This is a genomic window from Helicobacter sp. 11S02596-1 (genome assembly GCF_002272825.1).
In the GTDB taxonomy this organism is placed as follows: domain Bacteria; phylum Campylobacterota; class Campylobacteria; order Campylobacterales; family Helicobacteraceae; genus Helicobacter_J.
The window spans coordinates 168,741-189,460 of record NZ_MLAM01000002.1; the positions used below are offsets into that span (position 1 = coordinate 168,741).

At 42.4% G+C, this 20,720-nt stretch carries 16 protein-coding genes; 14 read left to right on the forward strand and 2 right to left on the reverse strand.

Going from position 1 to position 20,720, the window contains the following annotated elements:
* Positions 1-6 precede the first annotated feature (6 nt).
* Positions 7-1,617: a sulfatase-like hydrolase/transferase gene (locus tag BJI48_RS02165; protein ID WP_143428757.1), complete on the reverse strand. Its 1,611-nt coding sequence runs from the start codon at positions 1,615-1,617 to the stop codon at positions 7-9.
* Between the two features lie 146 nt (positions 1,618-1,763).
* Entirely contained in the window at positions 1,764-2,963 is a 1,200-nt protein-coding gene (locus BJI48_RS02170; RefSeq protein ID WP_095331385.1) for a saccharopine dehydrogenase family protein, read from the reverse strand.
* A 669-nt stretch (positions 2,964-3,632) separates the two neighbouring features.
* Between BJI48_RS02170 and gltS the strand changes: the two genes are divergently transcribed.
* The 14 genes from gltS to cmoB all read left to right on the forward strand — a co-directional run bounded on the left by gltS (position 3,633) and on the right by cmoB (position 20,718).
* Positions 3,633-4,865, forward strand: coding sequence for a sodium/glutamate symporter (gltS, locus tag BJI48_RS02175; RefSeq protein WP_095331387.1), 1,233 nt, complete (start codon positions 3,633-3,635; stop codon positions 4,863-4,865).
* 572 nt (positions 4,866-5,437) lie between these two features.
* On the forward strand, positions 5,438-6,532 hold the full coding sequence (gene ribD, locus BJI48_RS02180) for a bifunctional diaminohydroxyphosphoribosylaminopyrimidine deaminase/5-amino-6-(5-phosphoribosylamino)uracil reductase RibD (protein ID WP_095331390.1): 1,095 nt from the start codon (positions 5,438-5,440) through the stop codon (positions 6,530-6,532).
* Positions 6,514-7,296 (forward strand): methyltransferase, encoded by a 783-nt coding sequence (locus BJI48_RS02185; RefSeq protein ID WP_095331392.1) that lies wholly within the window; start codon positions 6,514-6,516, stop codon positions 7,294-7,296. Before ribD ends, BJI48_RS02185 begins: the two co-directional genes overlap by 19 nt.
* A 13-nt stretch (positions 7,297-7,309) precedes the next feature.
* On the forward strand, positions 7,310-9,715 hold the full coding sequence (locus tag BJI48_RS02190; protein ID WP_095331394.1) for a heavy metal translocating P-type ATPase: 2,406 nt from the start codon (positions 7,310-7,312) through the stop codon (positions 9,713-9,715).
* Positions 9,716-9,856: 141 nt separating this feature from the next.
* Positions 9,857-10,612, forward strand: a complete 756-nt coding sequence (locus BJI48_RS02195; RefSeq protein WP_095331396.1) for a HugZ family heme oxygenase — start codon at positions 9,857-9,859, stop codon at positions 10,610-10,612.
* Positions 10,613-11,012: 400 nt separating this feature from the next.
* Complete coding sequence (locus BJI48_RS02200; protein WP_095331399.1) at positions 11,013-11,921, forward strand: DMT family transporter; 909 nt, start codon at positions 11,013-11,015, stop codon at positions 11,919-11,921.
* On the forward strand, positions 11,914-12,327 hold the full coding sequence (locus BJI48_RS02205) for a CoA-binding protein (protein ID WP_095331401.1): 414 nt from the start codon (positions 11,914-11,916) through the stop codon (positions 12,325-12,327). The genes BJI48_RS02200 and BJI48_RS02205 overlap by 8 nt, the downstream gene beginning before the upstream one ends.
* Complete coding sequence (gene ilvA / locus BJI48_RS02210) at positions 12,327-13,538, forward strand: threonine ammonia-lyase (RefSeq protein WP_095331403.1); 1,212 nt, start codon at positions 12,327-12,329, stop codon at positions 13,536-13,538. The genes BJI48_RS02205 and ilvA overlap by 1 nt, the downstream gene beginning before the upstream one ends.
* A complete protein-coding gene (locus BJI48_RS02215; RefSeq protein ID WP_095331405.1) occupies positions 13,538-14,797 on the forward strand; it encodes a glycosyltransferase family 39 protein in 1,260 nt (419 codons plus the stop codon). Before ilvA ends, BJI48_RS02215 begins: the two co-directional genes overlap by 1 nt.
* Positions 14,794-15,531, forward strand: a complete 738-nt coding sequence (locus BJI48_RS02220) for a prepilin-type N-terminal cleavage/methylation domain-containing protein (RefSeq protein ID WP_095331407.1) — start codon at positions 14,794-14,796, stop codon at positions 15,529-15,531. The genes BJI48_RS02215 and BJI48_RS02220 overlap by 4 nt, the downstream gene beginning before the upstream one ends.
* Entirely contained in the window at positions 15,503-16,687 is a 1,185-nt protein-coding gene (locus BJI48_RS02225) for a capsular biosynthesis protein (protein ID WP_095331409.1), read from the forward strand. Before BJI48_RS02220 ends, BJI48_RS02225 begins: the two co-directional genes overlap by 29 nt.
* A gap of 108 nt (positions 16,688-16,795) precedes the next feature.
* Positions 16,796-18,739, forward strand: coding sequence for a methionine--tRNA ligase (metG, locus tag BJI48_RS02230; RefSeq protein ID WP_095331411.1), 1,944 nt, complete (start codon positions 16,796-16,798; stop codon positions 18,737-18,739).
* On the forward strand, positions 18,739-19,740 hold the full coding sequence (locus tag BJI48_RS02235; RefSeq protein ID WP_095331413.1) for a hypothetical protein: 1,002 nt from the start codon (positions 18,739-18,741) through the stop codon (positions 19,738-19,740). Before metG ends, BJI48_RS02235 begins: the two co-directional genes overlap by 1 nt.
* Positions 19,741-19,860: 120 nt before the next feature.
* Positions 19,861-20,718 carry a tRNA 5-methoxyuridine(34)/uridine 5-oxyacetic acid(34) synthase CmoB gene (gene cmoB, locus BJI48_RS02240; RefSeq protein ID WP_095331544.1) on the forward strand — a complete coding sequence of 286 codons (858 nt, stop codon included), beginning with the start codon at positions 19,861-19,863 and terminating at the stop codon, positions 20,716-20,718.
* Positions 20,719-20,720: the final 2 nt, after the last annotated feature.

Sequence of the window (20,720 nt, forward strand, 5' to 3'; positions counted from 1 at the left end):
AAATTCTTAGCGGAAACGCTCCGTTGGTATGTGATCTGGCAGGGTGGGGTCAATATATTCTGCATAGGGTGGTTCTGAGCCAAAATACCCAAATACTGAACGATAAAAAAATCCTTTCAAAGGCTCTCTGATGGGTTCATACAAGCTCCCGCTGGCTTCAAAGCCCATTTCTTTTAAAAACGTGGGGATGATATTAAAATGCGATGTTTTGTTTAAATTCTCCGTTTGGGCTTTTTGGAGTTCTTTGCTTTTAAAATTCGTGATAACCACCAAAGGAACGAGACCTTCGCCGATATAGGGCTTCACATCTGGAGTGGTGCAATGGGTGAATCCATATGTGTCTTTGAGATTTTGCCCGTGGTCAGAAGTATAGATAATCATCACGGGTTGTTGGAATTTTTTCTTGAAAAGCTCATTGAAAAAATTATCGCTTTGATACACGACTGCGTTGATGTAGTTTTGGCGAAAGGGGAGTTCTTTTTGGATATAGGGACTAGAAAATGGGACTTCAAAACCTTTTGGGTAATTGCTCTCATAGGGAAAGTGCGAGCCTTTTTTGATGATATAAGTAAAGCTTTTTTGTGGGCTATCTAGATAGGAGAGGGCATCGAGGATTTGTGTGTCGTTGGTGATGTGTTGGCTGATATTGTGAGAGATAAGCTCGCGTTCTTTCTCATCAAAATAATCGTGCCCTTTGCCTAAACCCTGTGCATCGTATAGATAGGTCGTATAGCCGGCGTTGTTTGCAAAGCTCCAAATCAAAGCGTTGTTATAAAGATCATCTTTGAGGTGTTTGGGTTGGGCATTTTTACGCAAGATAATATTGCTTGTGGCTGAACAATTTGCCCCCGAAGTGGCTAGCTTAAAATCATAGATATGCCATAAATTATTTTCGGTCGTATCTAAGCGGATTCTTTCAAAAGGGGAGAAGTCATAGCGCACGCTTTCATCGACAATCAAAACCAGATGAGGCGTTTTGGATGGGTATTTTGGCTGGGCGTCGGTGGTGTATTTGTAGATATGGGGGTTGGTGAAGTTATCGATTTGATAGGCGGCAAAAAGGGCGTAAATCGAAGCGGTGGTGGGGAGTTTGTTGGTCGCCCCACCTTTTTTGATGATACAAACCCCTAGTGTAATGCAAAATAATGCGATAAAGCACGCTAATGCCCCCCCCCCTACAATTTTTTTGCCCTTTTGTGGGACAATCAGAAATGCCACCAAAAGAATAGCAATATGCCCAAGAGATTTGAAGATAAAAGGGGCATACATCGCTATGGCGTCAAAAGCATTGGCTTTGGCTTGAAACAGCACGATAAAATCAGGGTATTCAAGCACTTTTCCCCCTGCTAAAAAGAAAACATCGCAAACAATCGTAGAGACAGCAATAAGCACAAATAGGCTATATTTGATGATAGTAGGTGCGCGTGAAGCGAGCAGGAGACACAAAAAACTCACCAGATAAGCAAAAATAACCACAAAATTTTTCTCTATATCTGGCATTTGGGTATTCATTTGGGCGAGTTTGCCATAAAGGCTGGGCTGATCCATACAGATAAAAAGAATAATCAAAAGCACGCTGATGGCTGAAAGAAGATGGCTTTTTTTGATTTTTGACAACAAACTAAATCCTTTTTTGATGAGATAATGCGAGATTCTTGAGATGTGAAATGAATCTAAAAAACAAAAATGATAGCATTTTTTTAATCATTCAAGGGTATTTTTGGATGGGTGTTTGGCTTGTTGATAAGCAAGAGGGGCAGAGATTACCTCTCAATAACCTCCCAAGGGAGCCCTTGTTTGGTGAGTTCTTCCATAAAGGGATCAGGGTCGAGTTCTTCCATATTAAACACGCCTGCCCCGATGGATTTCACCCCCCATTTGTCTTCGCAGATGAGTTTTGCCCCAATCATTGCTGGCACGCCTGTGGTGTAGCTGATAGCTTGGGAATTGACCTCTTCATAGCAGGCTTGATGATCGCATACATTGTAGATATAGAGGGTTTTTTCTTGCCCATTTTTTCTGCCTTGGATATAGCAACCGATATTGGTCTTGCCTTTGGTCTTGCCTGCTAGGCTTGATGGGTCGGGGAGAAGTGTTTTGAGGAATTGGATAGGGATGATTTTTACGCCATTGTGATCGACCTCATCAATGCGTAACATCCCGATGTTTTGCAGGCATCGCATATGGTTGAGGTAGCTTTGTGAAAACGTCATAAAAAACCGGATGCGTTGCAGACCTTTGATATTTTTTACGAGTGATTCAAGCTCTTCGTGATAGAGCAAATACGAGTCTTTTTCGCCAATTTCAGGGTATGCCCATACTTGCATAATTTCCATCGGTTCGGTCTCTATCCATTTGCCATTTTCCCAATATCTCCCCTTGGAGCTGACTTCTCTAAGATTGATTTCGGGGTTGAAATTTGTCGCAAATGCGTAGCCGTGATCCCCTGCATTGCAGTCGAGAATATCGATGGAGTGGATCTCATCGAAATAATGCTTTTGGGCATAGGCACAAAATACATTCGTAACACCAGGGTCAAAACCAGAGCCTAAGAGCGCAAAAATCCCTGCTTCTTTGTAGGATTTGCCAAACGCCCATTGTTCTTTGTATTCGAACTTTGCTGTATCGGGATGTTCGTAATTAGCGGTGTCAAGATAGTGGGTTTTTGTCAGTAGGCACGCCTGCATAATCGTGAGATCTTGATAGGGGAGAGCGACATTGATGACGACTTTGGGTTTGTATTGGTTGATGAGGGCAACTAGGGCAGCAACATCATCGGCATCCACGCTTTCACAAATAATCTCTCCATAGCCCTTAGAACGCACGTTTTGGGCAATTTCTTGGCATTTTTTGAGTGTCCTGCTTGCTAGAATGATTTTGCCAAAAACATCACGATTCATCGCAAGCTTATGGGCGACCACGCCACCGACGCCACCCGCACCTATCTGTAAGACTGTATTCATTCTATGAGCTCCTAAAATGATGAAATAAGATTTGCCATTATAGGATTAAAAAGCTTCAATCCAAGCAACTTCGTAAGCAAATCCAAAAAAATGAAGCGGATTTTTTGGTTCAAAAGAAATTTTACATAATTTAAGCTAAAGTTTTTTAGAATTAAAGGCATTTGAATTTTAAGATGCCTTAGATTTGGGTGAGCGGGTCTAAGCCTAGCGGTGAAGAGGATTTGCTTGTGAATTGATACCTTAGAAACTTATCTCGAACGCACAGCCTCTGGCTGGGTGTGAGATGGTTACTTTAGGAACGAAGCAAGATTTCACATCTTGCGGAGTGGTCTTCAGATTCGATTTATCGAATCGAGTAAAAAATAATGTTTTAGGCTTACGCCTATTAGGAGGGGGCGGGGTTCTACCTGCGAAGCGTCGCCCGCCCCCTTCCTAAGACCTTCCCCCACCCACTGCACGCCCCCTTAGCAGATAGGGTGAAAGTGCGTAGCTGGCTTTGGTTTGTTGGTGGATAAGATTTAAATACCTTAGAAACTGGGTTGATGACCTGCGAAGCAGGGAATAACCCAATAACTTTAGGAGCGACTGAAAGCTTAGCCTCCAAAAAGCGGTCTTCAGATTCAGTTTGAAAAACTGAATCGAGTAAAAAATAGATATTAAAGGAAAATAATGCAGACGATGAATTTTAATGTTTATGCGACACTGGTGTGTATGGTAGCGGTGCTACTGCTAGGGCGATATATCATCAAAAAGGTCAAGTTTTTGCGGGATTATGATATCCCTGAGCCCGTTGTTGGTGGCGTGGTCGCAGCATTGTTGGTGCTAGTTTGCTATAAGCTTTTTAATTTTGAGATGAAATTCGATTCTTCTTTGAAAGACCCGTTGATGTTGGCATTTTTTACCTCGATTGGCTTGAGCGCTGATTTTGCTTCTTTGAAAAAAGGGGGCAAGATGTTAGCGATATTTTTAGTCATCGTGGTGGGGCTGTTGTTTTTGCAAAATATCATTGGTGTCGCAGTCGCTGAAGCGATGGGGGTCAATCCCTTGATGGGAATGCTTGGGGGTTCTATCACGATGAGCGGGGGACACGGAACGGGTGGCGCTTGGGCAGAGATATTCAAAGCTGCACCTTATAACTTTTCTCCTGCGATGGAAGTGGCGATGGCTTGTGCGACGTTTGGGCTTATTAGCGGGGGGCTTATCGGCGGACCTGTGGCAAGGTATTTGATTGCCAAATACAAACTCAAAACACCCGGTGTTAGCGAAGATGGCACAAAAGATGACATCCAGCCGGTAGGCTTTGAATCGCCCAAAAAAGAACGCTTGATTACGGCTTCAAGTTTTGTGGAATCTCTGGCATTAATTGCTGTAGCGTTACTTTTGGGAACAAGTATTTCTGAATATGTCAAAGAACATTCCAATTTTACACTGCCAACGTTTGTTTGGTGTCTCTTTATGGGCGTTATCCTCAGAAATATCCTTTCTGCGCTCAATATCCATAAGGTTTTTGATCGTGAGGTTGCAGTCCTTGGGAATGTCAGTTTGTCGCTGTTCTTGGCATTTGCCCTGATGACTATCAACCTATGGGAACTCGTGGCATTAGCATTACCAATGGTGGTGATTTTGGTGTGCCAAGTTGTCGTGATGGTGCTTTATGCGGTGTTTATAACCTTTAGATTTTGTGGCAAAGACTATGATGCGGCTGTTTTTGCTGCGGGGCATTGTGGCTTTGGGCTGGGGGCAACGCCTACAGCGATGGTAAATATGCAAACAGTAACCAATCACTATGGTTATTCCCACGCAACGTTTATTGTTGTGCCATTGGTGGGGGCATTTTTTATTGATATTGTGAATGCTTTGGTTATCAATGGGTTTTTATATCTGCCTTTTTTTGCGCATTAAATTTTACTTGGTTTGTTTTTAAGCAAACCGAGTAAAAAATAATGAAACGGGTCTTTAGATTTGCTTGTGAATCGCTTAGATAACAATGTTTTTCCATAGCTGTGCGACTAGTTATTTTTTCTTATACTAGCTAGAAAGGGGTCAGGGGGGCTTAAATTGCGAAGTCCGCCCCCCTAGACCCCTTAAACCCCTACCCCCCGACACGCCCCCTTAGTGGTTCAGATGACAGGGCGTAGCGGGCTTGGGTTTGCGAGCAGATAAGATTTAAAGTCTTGGATTTATTTTAAATCTGAAACTGCTTTCTTTGTCGCACTTGTGTGCGATGAGAAAGTTCAAAGCATTAGAAAAGTTATCAGGCGAAAGCCTTTAGGAGCGAAAGCAGGCTTTGCCTGTTTGAGCGGTCTTCAGATTCGATTTATCGAATTGAATGGAAACCTATAAAACTGGGTTGATGACCAGCGGTAGCTGGGAATAACCCTGTGCTTTAGGAACGAAGCAAGATTTTACATCTTGCGGAGTGGTCTTCAGATTCGCAATGTGAATCGAGTAAAAATCTAAAAGGACATATGACTATGCTTAATGATACAAAGCTGATGGCATTATGCCTGCAAGAGGCGTGGAAATACCAAACCCTCCCGCTTCCTAATCCCGCAGTCGCGGCGATGGTTATCGGTGAAAATGGCGAGATACTCTCTATTTGCGCCCATACCAAAAGTGGTGAAGCCCACGCTGAAGTTAGTGCCATCAAGATTGCCTATGAAGCCCTCACCAATGAGGTTTGCCCTGAGGGAGAAGCGAGCGCTTTGCATTCTTTTTTGGCAAAAAACCATCGGGGCATTTTTAGAAATTGTAGTATTTATGTTACGCTTGAGCCTTGCAATCATTATGGCAAAACGCCCCCGTGTGCGGAGCTTTTGGAGATTATCAAACCCAAAAGGGTCATCATCGGGGCAACAGAGACGCAAGGTAATGCCCAAGGTGGTGCCAAAAGGCTTGCAAATGCTGGGATTGAAGTTTGTTTTGGTGTAGCAGAAAAGGAATGCAATGATTTGCTTTATCCCTTTTTGTGCTTGAAAAAAACCGGGCATTTTAATCTATTTAAAATCGCTATGCGCCTGGATGGAAACTATCAAAGCGGGGTGATTTCAGGGGCGTTATCGAGGGAATTTACCCACAACCAGCGTCGGGTGGCAAATGCGTTGATTGTTTCCGGGAAGACATTCAGGGAGGATAGACCACTATTAGATTGCCGGTATGCTTCAAATAATGATGGCAAAAATGCCCCACCCGATGGGCTTAGAAATGCTCCAGATGTGCGGGTTTTGACATCTCAAACCGGGTTTGATGGCATACACGAGGGCGGGCGTAATGATAAATTTGGCGGGTTTGATACAAGTATCCCTGCCTTTGGCGTGCCAGGTCGCGAGATCCGCATTTGCCATCAGATTTCAGAGCTAGGCTTGGAGCGGGGTTTTAATATCATTGAGGGAGGTTGGGGACTTTTTGAAAGTTTAGCACCATCTATCGATATGGTTTTGGTGCATTATTCCCCGACACTAAAGCCAAACGCACGGGATATATTGATGGCGGGATTTGCTTGGGATGGGGAGTTGGTTTATACGCAACCATTAGGGAATGACGCATTATTATGGATAAAAAAATCTTAAAAATCTACCAACTCCACGATGGGTATTGTTACAATAGCGATAGTTTATTTTTGTATGATTTTGCACGGGGATTTTTGAAAAAATCTTCTTATATTTTGGAGGTGGGTTCAGGTAGTGGGGTCGTGGGTTTGTTGTGCGCACGAGATAGCGGGGCGAGGTTAGTGATGGTTGAGCGTGATGAGGCAAGTGCGTTTTTGTCTGCATTGAATGCAAAAAATGCCAAGTTAGGCGCTGTTGTGATTTGTGCGGATTTTTTGGCATATGCAAAGGAATATGTAAGCAGTGAAAAGTTTGATTGTATCATTTCTAATCCGCCATTTTATAGAGATGGCGTCTTGAAATCGCTAAATCATCGGATTTCTCAGGCTAGATATGAGGAGTTTTTGCCTTTTGAGAAGCTGTGTATGCAAGCAAAAAGACTCCTAAAGCCCAAGGGGAGCTTTGTATTTTGCTATGACGCCAAGGAAGCCCATCGCGTTTTTTATACATTGAAAAAGACAGGATGGAGTGCTGAAATCGCACGATTTGTGTATCCTCGCTTGGATAAAGAAGCCAGCCTTTTGTTATGTAAAGCCCGTATCAATACCAAATCCAGCCTCAAGATTTTGCCCCCGCTTTTTACGCATAATTCCCCACGCCAAACCGACAATACCCCAGAGGTCAGAGCGATTTATCAGCGTGCAAACACCCATAGTATCAAGGTATTTGCGAGCGACATAAAAGAAGCGATGTGTAAGGCTGGGACATCGCTAGAGAAATCTTGATGAGGATATTTTAATGCTAGCTTGTTCGCACTGCCATTTGCAATACCCCAAAAACGCTTTGAAGCACGTTTGTGATGATGGGGAAGATCTGTATTTTTGTTGTCAGGGGTGTGAAAGTGTGTATTTTTTACTCAAACAAAGCGGATTTGAAGGCTTTTATGATAAATTGGGGCAAAACACCCTCGCACCTGTTGGGGAGAGAACTTCAGAAAGCGATTTGGCTTCTTTTGATACCCCCGCATTTGCAAAAAAATATATCTATACAAACCATAGCGATGGACTTTCCCAGATTTCTTTGATTTTGGAGGGGATTCATTGTGCGGCGTGTGTTTGGCTGAATGAAAAAATCCTCAATGCCCAAGAGGGGATTTATGAAGCGAGCGTGCATTATACGAACAATCGGGTAAAAATCACATTTGACCCCAATAAAATCAGCCCCTCAAAAATTGTGTCATTGATCCGCTCCATCGGCTATGATGCGTATGCTTACGACCCAGAGATCCAAGAAGTCAAATCCAAAAAAGAACGACGGAGTTACTACATCGCTTTGATTGTGGCGATTTTTTGCACGATGAATATTATGTGGATAGCTGTGGCGCAGTATGCGGGGTATTTTTTGGGGATCAGCCAAGAGATGAAAAATGTCTTGAACTTGGTTTCTTTTGTATTATCCACGCCCGTGTTGTTTTATACCGGTAGGGTGTTTTTTGTTGGGGCGTATTATGGGCTAAAAAATCGTTTTGTCGGGATGGATTTGCTCGTTTGCACGGGGGCAAGCCTGACATACGCGTATTCGATTTATGCAGCGATTTGGGGCGGTGGGGAGACGTATTTTGAATCGGTGGCGATGATTATTACGATTGTGTTTGCTGGGAAATTCTTGGAAATCAAATCCAAAAAAGTAGCCGGCGATGCGCTTGATAAACTGAGTTCTAAGATTCCTCATAGCGTGATGGTTTTGCAAGATTCCCAAAAGATTGCTAAAACCCCCCAAGAAGTCAAGGTTGGCGATATTATCGAGGTATCACCGGGGGAATCTTTGGCACTCGATGGGGTTTTGATAAGCGATGAGGTGGTTTTGGATACGCGCGCACTCAATGGCGAATCGTTGCCTCTTTGCGCACAATCTGGAGCGGAGGTATTTTCAGGCTATGTCAATACCGATAGAAGCTTTACTTACCAGGTTTCTAAGCTTTTTGAAGATTCTTTGATGAGCCGATTGGTGAGGCTTTTGGAAGATTGTATCATCCATAAGCCCCGTATCCAGACGCTTGCAAATTCGCTTTCGCAGGTTTTTTCAAAAGCGGTTTTAGGGATTGGGGCATTGAGTTTTTTAGGTTGGCATTATTTGGGGGGCGCTTCGTTTGAGTATTCATTGATGATAGCGATTTCTGTGATCGTGATTTCGTGTCCGTGTGCGTTGGCTTTGGCTACGCCGATTGCCACGGTGGTAGGGCTTGGTGAGGCGTATCAAAAAGGTTTGGCATTCAAAGAAGCTTCGTTTTTGGAAAGTATGGCAAAGGTCTCACGGGTGCTTTTGGATAAAACAGGCACGCTCACTATGGGTGAGCCTAGTGTCGTGAAAGTTTTGGAATTAAAGCCGTTTGACAAAGGGCTGTTGGGTGCTTTTGTGCGTAAAAGCAAGCACCCGATTTCAGAAGGTATCGCTAGATTTTTGGGGGAATCACAGGTTGCTATCAGTGAATTTTGCCAGAGTCCTGCTAGGGGGATTGAAGGGGTGGGCTTGGGCAAAAAGCTTTGCGGGGGGAGTTTGGAGTATTTGGGCGCACAAGGGGTGAAGATACCCGATGGGCTTGATACCAGTGATTTTGGTGAAAATATGGTATTTGGGTATGGCGTTGATGGGGAACTCGTCGGGGTGTTTTTGCTCAAAGACGCTTTGAAAACAGGGGCAAAGCAATTTGTCGATACGCTCAAAAAAACTCATACGAATATACAGATACTTAGCGGGGATAGGGAAGCTGTGGTAAGTGGGGTCGCTAGGGAGCTAGGTATCAAGGATTTTTTGGCAACGTTGAATCCTGAAGAAAAAGCCCAGATTGTAGATAGTTACCATCAAAATGGCGAGATTGTGGTGATGGTGGGCGATGGTATCAATGACGCTTTGGCATTGGGCAAAAGCGATGTGGGTATATCGATGGGGGCAGGTAGTGATATTGCCATCGCTTCTTCGGATGTTGTGGTGCTTGATGACAAGCTTACCACGCTTTTAGAAGCGTTTGTTATTTCTAAAAGGACATATAAAATCATCAAGCAAAATATCACCTTGAGTATCGTTTATAACGCATTGATGATACCTTTGGCGATTGCGGGGTTTGTTATCCCTTTGATTGCGGCACTAAGTATGAGCGTGAGTTCGTTTTTGGTTGTGCTTAATAGCTTGCGTATTCGCAAATAGGGGAATTAGAGACTAAATTTTTATAAAATGATAATAATTACTATTTTTTATATTTGTTTAAGCTAATATGGTTTATAATACATCAATTTAAAAACAAACGCTAAAGTTTCAGTTCATTCATAAAAACTGAAGGAGAAAAAAATGGAATTTCAAAGTGTGATTAACCATATGAACGATCACCATCAAGCAGAGATGGCAGGACTTTTGAAAAAGTTTGGGCAGATTTCTGATCCCAAGAATGTCAAGCTTTTGGCTGTGGATGCGATGGGTATGGATATTGGCTATGATGATAGCAAGAGCTTTCGGGTGGAATTTCCCCAAAAAGTCTCTGATATGCAAAAGGATTTAAAAAACGCTATCATCGAGCTTTGCCAGAGTGTTCCCAAAACGCTTGATATCGCTTCTGTGGAGAAAGAAATCCAAGCTTTTATCAATGAGTTTGGTTCGATTACTATTTCAAGCCTCCATCCATCAGGTAGCGTGGTTTGTTCTTATGCCCCGCTTTTGAAGCATAATGGGAAATGTTATATTTATATCAGTGAAGTGAGCGAACACTATGCGAGCTTGAAAGCAAATCCTAAGAACGTTGAGGTGATGTTTCTTGAAGACGAATCCAAAGCGAAATCTGTGATTTTACGAAAACGCCTACGCTACAAAACAGAAGTTAGTTTCATTGAGCGTGGCGAGGAGTTTGACAAGGTTTTTGATAGTTTTGTTACGCAAACCGGCGGTGCTGGTGGGATCAAGACTATTAGAAATATGATGGATTTCCATCTTGTCGCCTTGCATTTTGGAAATGGCAGGTTTGTCAAAGGATTTGGACAAGCTTACGATATTATCGGTAGTGAAATTCGCTACGTAGGAGGTGAAGGTAATCCTCATAAAATGAAAAAATAATTCCTAATTGTTTGGTTGTTTCATTAAAAACTATAAGGAGAATAGGTGTGGTTGTGGTGTGGGTCTCCTTTAGTTTGGTTGTTTAGTTTGTAAATCGTGATTTTAGTTAGAGCAATGTCTCCCATTGCTTTGGCTTCGCATTATCTTCCTTTTAAATAAATGGCAGGTCTCCTCCTGTCCATTTATTTTTATTATTCTACATCTTTTTTCGATAGTTTATCTTGAAAAATCCTTGAATTTTTTGAAATCTTTATCACAATCTCCAATGCCACTTCCTGTAAAATTTGCCAAAAAACATCAAAATAAGCCAATATTTTAAGGGTTAAAAATAAAAAATGTTTTATACTTTGCTTTATATTTTGAGCTTATTTTTTCGAATCGTTTTTCTAAAAGGACAATGATGCAATATTCCCAAACCGCTCAAGGGATTTTTTATATGGCAGCATCATCATTTAGTTTTGCATTGATGAATGCTTTTGTAAAACTTCTCTCCCCTGAGCTTTCCCCGATGGAAAATATATTTTTCCGATCGTTTGTGATGGTGGTTTTTGTGCTAGGCATTTTTAGCATTTCCCCGCCGAATAACAAAGCCAAGAAAAAAGGCGGTTGGGCTAAGCTGGTGTTTCGTGCGGTGATTGGGGGATTAAGTATGCTGGCTTTGTTTTATAATATCGCTACCATCCCGCTAGGGACTGCGACAGCGTTTGCCCAAAGTGTGCCGATTTATACCGTGATTTTTTCGATAATTTTTTTAAAAGAACGACCCAAAATCGGGGTGATACTCGCGACTATCATTGGGTTTATCGGTGTGATTTGCATTAGCAATCCTAGCGTAGGGGGGCTAGAGGCTACAAATATATTCGCTGGGATTTTTAGCGGGGTGAGTGCGGCGTTGGCATTTATTACATTGCGGAGTTTGCGCGATTATTTTGATGAAAAAAGCGTTGTATTTGCTTTTGGCATTACGATGACATTGATTGGAGGCGTGGGGATTTTTTTGCCTATCCCGTATCTCTCAAATGGCTGGAGTTCGCCTAATGGGATGGCGTGGGTATATATCGTGGCGATGGGCTTAGCCGGGACATTTGGACAGCAGTTCCTTACCCGTGCTTATATGCTTGCCCCTGCCGGCATTGTCGCCCCCATTGATTATAGTCGTATTGTCTGGGGGGTATTGTTGGGATTGTTTTTGGGCGATCGTTTTCCGGATTTGATGAGTGGGATTGGGATTATTTTGATCTTGCTTTCTGGGATTTTGATCGCCCTGCCCGTGTTTTTACGTGATATAAAAAGGATAAAAAATGCTTGATATGCCATTGATTTTAAAAGAAGCCAAAAAAATTGCCATTGTGGGTTTGAGTCCCGATGTAAGCAAAGATAGCCACCAAGTCGGGAAATATCTCTTAAATGCCCATTATCAGGTCGTGCCTATTTATCCCAAAGGCGATAGCATTTTGGGGCAAAAGGTTTATCACGATATGACAGAGGCATTACGCACAGAGCGCCCTGATATTGTTGTGGTATTTCGCAAGAGTGAAGCGTGTGTGCAAATCGCCCAAGAAATCTTGGCGTCAGGATTTTTGCCAAAGGTCTTTTGGATGCAATTAGGGATTTCTAATGCCCAAGCCAAAGATATGCTAGAATCTCAAGGTATTAGCGTGGTTGCAAATCAATGTATCAAGATAGAACACCAAAGATTATTAGGGGGGCAGTAATGATTGCTTTAGAAAAAATCCAACAAGCCCGCTCGTGCATAGCTTCAGTAATTGAGACCATCCCGCTTTCTTTTGCCCCACGGCTTAGCCAAGAAAGTGGCGCGCAGATTTATCTCAAAAAGGAAAATCTCCAGCGAACAGGAGCATTTAAGATACGTGGCGCATTCAATAAAATCGCCAGTATGGACAAGCAAGCACGCCAAAACGGCGTCATTGCCGCTTCAGCGGGGAATCACGCCCAAGGTGTGGCGTATGCAGCCAGTCATTTTGGCATTCGTGCTGTGATCGTAATGCCTGAAGCAACCCCGCTTCTCAAAGTGATTGCGACAAAAAAGCTCGGCGCAGAGGTGATTTTGGCAGGTGATAATTATGATGAAGCCTATGCCTATGCCCTAAAACTTTCCCAAGAACAACGCTTGCATTTTATCCATCCTTTTGCTGATGATGAGGTGATGGCAGGTCAAGGGAGCATTGCCTTGGAGATGATAGAAGAAGAGCCGGAACTTAATATCGTCCTTGTTCCCATTGGTGGCGGGGGGTTGATAGGGGGGATTGCGAGTGCCTATAATGCACTCAAGCCCGATGTCAAAATCATTGGCGTAACAGCAAAGGGCGCCCCTGCGATGAAAGAGAGCTTCAAACAGCGGGGTATCCAAAAGGTCGATTCTGTCCGCACGATTGCTGATGGGATAGCTGTGCGCGATGTGAATGAGAAAAATTTCGCTTATATTTGCGAGGGTGTGAGCGATATTCTTGAGGTCGATGATGAAGAAATCGCTAGCGGTATTTTGTATCTGCTTGAAAACCAAAAACTAGTTGTTGAGGGTGCGGGTGCTGTGGGTGTGGCAGCATTGTTGCATAAAAAGATTGAGCTAAAACCCACAGATAAGGTCGGCGTGGTGCTTAGCGGGGGGAATATCGATGTAACAATGCTAAACCTCATCATCGAAAAAGGTTTGTTGAAATCTGATCGCAAGATGAAATTCAAGGTGATTTTGATCGATAAGCCCGGAAGCTTGCAGAAACTCACAGATATTTTGACCCAAGTAGGCGCAAACATCGTTCAAATCGATTATGATCGGGTCAGCACGAATCTCGATTATGGTGATGCGAGCGTAACGATGGCTTTGGAGACAAAAGGCAGGGAACACAAAGAACAGATTCGATTCAAACTCCTAGAATGCGGGTATCGGTTTAACGAGATTTTTTGATGGGAGCACAAACCTTTCAAGGCATTATTTTGTATCTGCGATTTTGGTTAGATAGGCACAGCCAAACCAGACGAGCGGGTGATGTTGTTGATATTTTCTTTTTGCTGATTGCCTCTGGTAGCGTTATTTTGCAGTTTTGGATGATAAGCCAGATGTCTATTAGCTACAAAGAAGCTTATGGCTTTTTTTATGAGAAAAATTTTGTTTTTGATTTGGCACGTTTAAGCACGCAGATTTTTGGGCAAAATGACTATGCGTTGCGTGGCCCTTTTGTTGTGATTCATTTTTTGAATATGCTTTTGATTTATGCTATCAGCAGAAATTATCTCAAAAAGCCCACTGACAGCCTTTTTGCGGTTTTGGTTTATGCGATGTTGCCTGGGATTAATCTGAGTGCGATTTTGTTATTAAAAAGCGGGCTGATTATTTTGGTCTCGCTCTGGATTTGCTACATCAATATCCGCTATAAGCGTATCCCGTATATTTCGTTGTTTTTGAGTATTTTTATTGATGGCAGTTTTAGCGTGTTGCTTTTGGCAGTGGTGTTTTATGCGATGAAAAACAAAATGCCAAAAACGATTATCTATTGTCTGTGTGGCTTTGGCGTGAATATGTATTTGTTTGATCTTGATATTGGGGGCAGGCCGCAGGGGCATTTTTTGGATGTTTTGGGAGAAATGGCGATGTTATTTTCTCCTTTTTTGTTTATTTATTATAGTTATGCGCTGTATTGGGCGATTACAAAAAATCAAAACAATCTGATGACGTATATCGGGGTGAGTAGTTTGGTGTTTGTGTTACTGCTCTCCATCCGCCAAAATATTGATTCTGATAGTTTTATCCCGGTGAGTGTGGTGGGCTTGCCTGTGATGATAAAAAGTTTTTTCAATGACCTAAGGATTCGTTTGCCACGTTTTCGCACCCGCTACAAAATGCGTTTTTTTATTGTTTTTGCGGTGCTGTTTCTTGAGACTTTTTGTTTGTTTGGCAATCGTTTGAGTTATTTTTTTAGTGCCAAAGATAATTTTGCCTCTGGGTATTATGTGGTCCAAGAGCTCGCAGGTGCATTGAAAAAATATGGTATCAATGCTGTAAATACCAAAGATGAGCGACTGGCATTGCGACTTTTGTTTTATGGTATCAAAGACAGCAAGGATTTGCGGCTCATCAAGATTCCCAATGGCACAAAAGGCGACATTGGCATTACAGCTATGGGGAGAAATATCCGAACGTATAACATCATCAAGATAAAAAAATGAGAACAGCATTTAGTTTGTTTGAAATATTGGTGGTTTTGTCTTTAGTGAGCATTTTGGCTTTTTTTGCTTTTCCAAAAACCAATGCCACACTAAATGTGGCGGCAAATTCCTTGCTGGAGCATTTATCTTATGCCCGCCATTTGGCGTTGAATGATAATCTAATCTATACAGATCTTGAGCAAACAAAATCGCTCAAAAATCGTTTCAAAAGCATTGATGAACACGGCTTGATACAAAAAAATCCGATGTGGCAAATACAATTTCATATGAAAGGCGAATATGCATTCACAAGCTATAGCATTTATGTCGATACGCCCCGTTTTGCCCCGACGACAAATTATGATGGCAGACCGATGGATGGGGATATTATTGCGATCGGGGGGAATGATAGAAAATGCTTGAGTGGCTACAATAACACCAATATCGCCCAGGCTTGCAAGAATAATTCGAGTGTTTTTATTCGCCTGGCTGAGGCTTACGGCTTGCAAGATTTGCATATTGAGTCTGATAAGGGTTGTGAGGGAAAAAGACTCAATCGTATCTATTTTGATCGTTTTGGACTCCCTCATTGTGGCAAAGAGCGGGTGCGATTGGAGCATTCTGTAAAAATTGTTTTAGAAAAACACGGCAAAAAGCGTGCGATTTGTATCCTGCCAAGTGGGTATGCTTTTTTGCTCGCAAAAGGGAATGTGAGAGGAAATAATTGTGAAGAAAAAAGTAGCTATTCTTTGTGATTGTGATGCAAGCAAGCGTCCTAGACCCTTTCGGATGATCGAAATGCTAAAAGAAATATATGAAGTTTTTTGTATTTCCAAAAGTTCAAACCGGGATTTGCCATCAGGGTTTTCAAATACCGATGGTGTGAAATATTTTTATTTCCCGCCAGATAAAACCTCCAAAGAGCGCACCCAAGAAGAAAATGAGGCGATTTTACATCATTGCCTCAATCGAGATTTTGACAAACTTATCGAGACACCCAATCGCGAAGTAATTACAGAGATTTTATCTGCTTTGCCCCCCTTAGATTTGATCATCATCGAAGATATTACGCTCTTGCCTTTTGCTACCAGATTTGCTCACGCCTCGTGCAAAATTCGCCCGAAGCTTTTGATTGATTTGCGTGAATTTTACCCGCTCGAATATGAAAACGATGCGTTATGGATGGAGACTTTTGGGGCATTTTTTGAGTATTTGTGCCAAACATACTTGCCCGCAGTCGATGGCGCTATGAGTGTCAATACTGCGATTGCTCAAAAATACAAAGAGGTTTTTGGGATTCCTTGCGAGGTCTTGCATTCTCTCCCGCCATTTTATGACCTTTTGCCATCAGAGATTGATGATACGATTGGCATTATCTACCACGGGTTTTTGAGCCCTGATAGAGATTCTAAAAATCTCTTAGAAATCGCTACAAGGCTTGATGAGCGATTTTGTCTATACGTGATGGGGATGAGTAACCAGGCAGGATTTTTTGAAAGCCTAAAATCCCAAGCTTTGGGGCTAAAAAATCTTAAGTTTCTCCCGCCCGTGCCGATGGGGGATATTATTCCGTTTTGCAATCGTTTTGATATTGGTATCATCACCTTGCCAAACAATAGCTTCAATAATACCTTTGCCCTGCCGAATAAATTTTTTGAATATATCCAGTCACGATTATGCGTGGTTGCTTATCCATCCCCTGAAATCAAGGCAATCATAGAATCTAGCGGGGTGGGTAAAACAGCTGATAAATTTAGCCCAGAAAGTATCGCAGGGGTTTTAAATGCACTCGATCAAGCAAGTATTAGAGCATACAAGCTAGCTTCACACAACGTAGCTTTTGCAATGAGTATCGCTTCAAACAAGCCCAAAATTATCGCTATCATCGAATCGCTTTTGGCACAAAACTAGCGTGATAGGCGTGGCAATTCGGATATGTCCGAATATATTGAAAAAATGCTTCGACAATAAAGTTTTGTTATAATTTGAAATTTAGCAACATACCCCACAAGGAAAAGAATGAAGACATTTATCTCTACGCCAATCTATTATGTCAATGATATTCCCCATATTGGGCACGCTTATACGACATTGATTGGGGATATGTTAAAAAAATATCACCAACTTTTAGGCGATGAGGTGTTTTTTCTCACAGGCACAGATGAACACGGCCAAAAAATCGAGCAATCCGCACGCACCAGAGGAAAAACGCCCAAAGAATATGCTGATACCATCAGTCTAGCATTCAAAAATCTTTGGGATAGCTTTGGCATCGATTATGATTATTTTATCCGCACCACCGATGATTTTCATTGCCACAGCGTCCAAGTCGCATTCCAGAAGATGTATGAGAAAGGCGATATTTACAAAGGCGAATACGAGGGGCATTATTGCGTGAGTTGTGAGAGTTTTTTTACAGAAACACAAGTAATCGATGGAAAATGCCCTGATTGTGGCAAGGATACGACGATATTGCGAGAAGAAAGCTATTTTTTTGCCCTTAGCAAGTATCAAGAAAAGCTTTTGGCGTGGTATGCAGCCTGCCCTGATTGTATCTTGCCCGCGCACAAGAAAAACGAGGTCGTGCGTTTTGTAGAAAATGGTCTCAATGATCTTTCTATCACCCGAACGAGCTTTGAATGGGGTATCAAGCTCCCTGCTAGTTTCAATGAGAGCAAACACGTGATGTATGTGTGGCTTGATGCGTTGCTTAATTATGTCTCTGCTTTGGGTTATGGGGGTGATGGGGAGCGGATGGATTTTTGGAAACAGCCTATCCATATTGTTGGCAAAGATATTTTGCGATTTCACGCGGTTTATTGGCCGGCGTTTTTGATGAGCTTGGGGCTGGATTTGCCCAAACATATCTATACGCACGGGTGGTGGACAAGAGATGGGAAGAAAATGAGTAAAAGTATCGGGAATGTCATCGATCCCAAAGAAGTCGCAAAAGCCTATGGGGTTGAGATTTTGAGGTATTTTTTGATGCGAGAAGTGCCGTTTGGTCAAGATGGGGATTTCTCAGAAAAAGCACTTATCTTGCGGGTCAATTCGGATTTAAGCAATGATTTGGGGAATCTTCTCAATCGCCTCATTGGGATGAGTGAAAAGTATTTTGGTGGCAAAATCTCCTCAGCAAATACGCCCAAATATTTTCAAGCCGAGCTTGAAGCGTTGCATACTATCTTGGCAAAATTACCTCTTTTGATGGAGCAAATGCAGCTTAGTCGTTATCTTGAGGAGCTTTGGCGGGCGTTTGTGCTTGCTAATGGGGCGATCACAAAATATGAGCCTTGGAATCTGATTAAAAACAACAAGCACGAGGAATGCGAGGCATTTTTGGGGTTGATTGCTAATATTCTTGGGAAGGCAAGCCTGTGTCTTTATCCGATAATGCCTGTTAGTGCGACCAAGATCGCAGATTGCCTCAAGATAAAAATCTCCCATCAAGACTACAAACATCTCGTTTTAGATCGGGCGTTACTCAAAGATTTTACCATCGAAAAAATCGATGCGCTATTCCCTAAAATCGATGGTTTTAGGCTCGAAGTGGCACCCCAGCCCCAAGCAGAGCCAGATAAAATACCATCAAAAACACCCGCACCACCAAAAATCACACCCCCTATTGATACAAGTGAGACAATTGAAATTAGTGATTTTACCAAGCTAGATATTCGCATTGGCACGATTATGACAGCTTGCAAGATCCCTAAAAGCGATAAACTCCTCAAGCTCCAAATTGATTTGGGAGAGGGACGCTATCGGCAGATTGTTTCAGGTATCGCAAAATATTATGCACCAGAGGATTTGATTGGCTCGCAAGTGTGTGTGCTTGCCAATCTCAAACCTGCCAAGCTGATGGGCGAGATGAGTGAGGGAATGATACTTGCTAGCAAAGATGAAAAAGGTCTTTCGCTTTTGAGAGCTACAGAAGTGAAAAGCAACGGGAGTAAGGTGAGTTAGTGAGAGTCAATGAAGCTGTCGAAATCATCAATGGAGAGCTTGCAGCCACGCCTGCGATTAGTGCTTTTAATGGTGTGGCTACAAAAATATCTGAGGTAAAGCGGGGTTGTTTATTTATCGCTCAAAATCCTGATGAAATCGATGGGGCGATTGCGTTGGGCGCTTATGGTATTGTCTATGACAAATATGTCCAGATGGTAGATGGGGAGATTGCTTGGATCAAAGTTGATTGCATTCGTGATGCGATCATCCGCCTGATTCGCTACCGATTTTTGAGCGAGAAAATCGAAGTGTTTTTTGTCTCTGAAATAGAATATGCCATCGCTTCAGAGATTGTTAGCGATAGTTCGATTGGCTTTTTTGATGATGGGCTTGATGTGTTGTTAAGCTTAGTCGGGAGTGAGGCTCATTTTCGAGGCATTATTATCAAAGACAAATCCCTGCTGGATCTTTTGTTGCAATATACGCAGGCTGTTTTGCCCCAAGAGCCACCTTTTAAGGTCGTTGTTGCCACGTTATTTGATACCAAGATAAACTACAAACTTGCCCAATACGAACTCAAGCTCCCCAGCCTATTTTTGCCTGAGCTTAGCAGTGTGATGGAAATGTGTGCGACCCATCACATCGCTTTTGATTTGAAAAATTTTTCTTCCGTCCCTTTTTTGCAACCCAATTTTATCAATGCCCGTGCCAAGCTTGTAGGCTATGGGCAGACCGATCGGGTGGTTATCGCTGAAGATGATATTGAAAAATTTAAAAAATATGTAACTTATATCTTGTTGAATGCCAAATGGGGCAAATTGATCTTATTTTTGCCAAAGGGCTATGAGGGGATTTTTGATATGATGGCGCAAAATGAAATCTACCAGCAACATTCAGATATTGGGGACTTGCTCCACAAAAGCCATTATAATTTTGCTTTGATTTTTGGGCTAAGGGATGCCGAACTCAAAGAAATCTTGATGACCCCCCATAGCGATCCTGTGTTGCCCTTGTTTTAGGGATATAAAATGCCTAGTTGTCCTAAAAAAAATAGAAAAAATGCTTCAAAATCGCTTGCTTCAAACACCACGCATTCCAATATCTCTATTGCAAAAACATTCGCTCCCATCGTGCAAAAAATGTATTCCTTGAGCGAAAAACTCCCCCTAAAAGCGTTGGAATATAGCTGTAATGAGGGCATTGTGATTGATTTATCCCCAAATGGTGTGATTTTGGATAGCCAGACACACACGCTTATTGAAGAGATTGCATTGCTTTTGCGCCCTTGGCGAAAAGGGCCGTTTTATATTGGTGAGCTTTTTATCGATACAGAATGGAAAAGCTTTATCAAATGGCAACTGCTTGCCCCATTTGTGGATTTGGCGGGCAAGGATGTTGCTGATATTGGGTGCAACAACGGGTATTATTTGTTTGAGATGGCAAAACATTCCCCAAAATCGCTCGTGGGATTTGACCCTAGCGGGCTTTATAAAACGCAATTTGATTTTATCAATCTGTTTTTGAAGCAACCCATCACCTACGAGCTTTTGGGGATTCAACATCTTAGGGACTATCAGAAGCGATTTGATGTGATATTTTGTTTGGGGGTTTTGTATCATCGTAGCGATCCTATCGTGGCTTTGAAATCTCTTTTTATGGGCTTAAATGATGGCGGGGAGTTGATTTTGGATACATTGATTATCGATTCTACACTTGAGATCGCCCTGTGTCCAAGGCTTTCTTATGCCAAAATGCCTAATGTGTATTTTATCCCCTCTGTGCCGACGCTAAAAGGCTGGTGCGATCGGGTGGGATTTGCAGAGGTGGAGGTTTTGGCAATCTCTGAGACCAGCACCAACGAACAAAGAAAAACAGAATGGATACAAGGGCTAAGCCTGGAATCTTTTCTTGACCCCAGCGATATTTCAAAAACCATCGAGGGCTATCCAGCGCCCAAACGTGGGTATTTTAGATGTAAAAAGGCAAAAAAAGGATAAAA